General features: G+C 49.6%; 2 protein-coding genes. Both read right to left on the bottom strand.

All coding sequences use genetic code 11. The features are described 5' to 3' along the window. Nucleotides 1-176, bottom strand: a 176-nt coding sequence (locus STRDD11_RS13165) for a DUF1980 domain-containing protein (RefSeq protein ID WP_128837673.1), incomplete at its 3' end; no start/stop codon positions are given. Continuing rightward, on the bottom strand, nucleotides 173-815 hold a 643-nt coding region (locus STRDD11_RS13160; protein ID WP_128837672.1), incomplete at its 5' end, for a permease. The genes STRDD11_RS13165 and STRDD11_RS13160, both read right to left, overlap by 4 nt.

Below are 815 nucleotides of genomic sequence, written 5' to 3'. Positions count from 1 at the left end.
ACCTTCATCTGCTTCATCCAGACAATCAGCTGCACCACTGCCAAGACAAAGGACAGAATCATGGACAGGTAGGCCAGATAAGAATAGTGCAGGTTGATGTACTGATTGAGCTTGCCGGTTAATTGAAGATACATGGTGATTTCAAAGTAACCGACTAAAATTAAAAATCGAATCATAGCATCACCTCCACAAGCCAAGAATAAAGGAGGACAACCAGCGTCACCAAGCCGATGAACTGCCAGATGAAGCGGGTTTTAAAGTAATTTTTCATCATCAGGAGATTCTTTACATCCAGCATGGGACCGATGACCAGAAAGGCCAGGACCGGCGCTAGGCCAAAGCTGGCAATCAGGGAGCTGCCCACAAAGGCATCGGCCTCGCTGCAGAGCGACAGGAGAAAGGCCAGCAGCATAAGGAGCAGGATGGCGATAAAAGGGGTCGAGCTGATGGAGGTCAGGATCCTAGTAGGCACATAGACCTGCACCAGGCTGGCAAAGAGACAGCCAAAGACCAGATAGCGGCCGGTGTCGAAAAACTCATCAATGGCCTGAACGAAGACCTGAAACATTTTCTGCTCTTTGCTGAGACCTGAGAAATCATGCTCATGCAGATGCTTGCGATTCTCCTTTTGAATAGTGGCATCAGCGAAAAATCCCAGAAAAATCCCCAAAACAGCTGCCACGATGATGGACCCCAGAGACCGCAGCAGAGCCATTCGAAAGGAATTGCCAAAGGCCGAGTAGGTCGCAAAGAGCACGATGGGATTAATGACCGGCGCTGTCACCAGAAAAGGCACAGCTGTATAGCTGGGAACC

Source organism: Streptococcus sp. DD11 (assembly GCF_001578865.1).
In the GTDB taxonomy this organism is placed as follows: Bacteria; Bacillota; Bacilli; order Lactobacillales; family Streptococcaceae; genus Streptococcus; species Streptococcus panodentis.
Note: the sequence above shows the minus strand (reverse complement) of the source record. Positions and strands in the feature narration are given on the sequence as shown.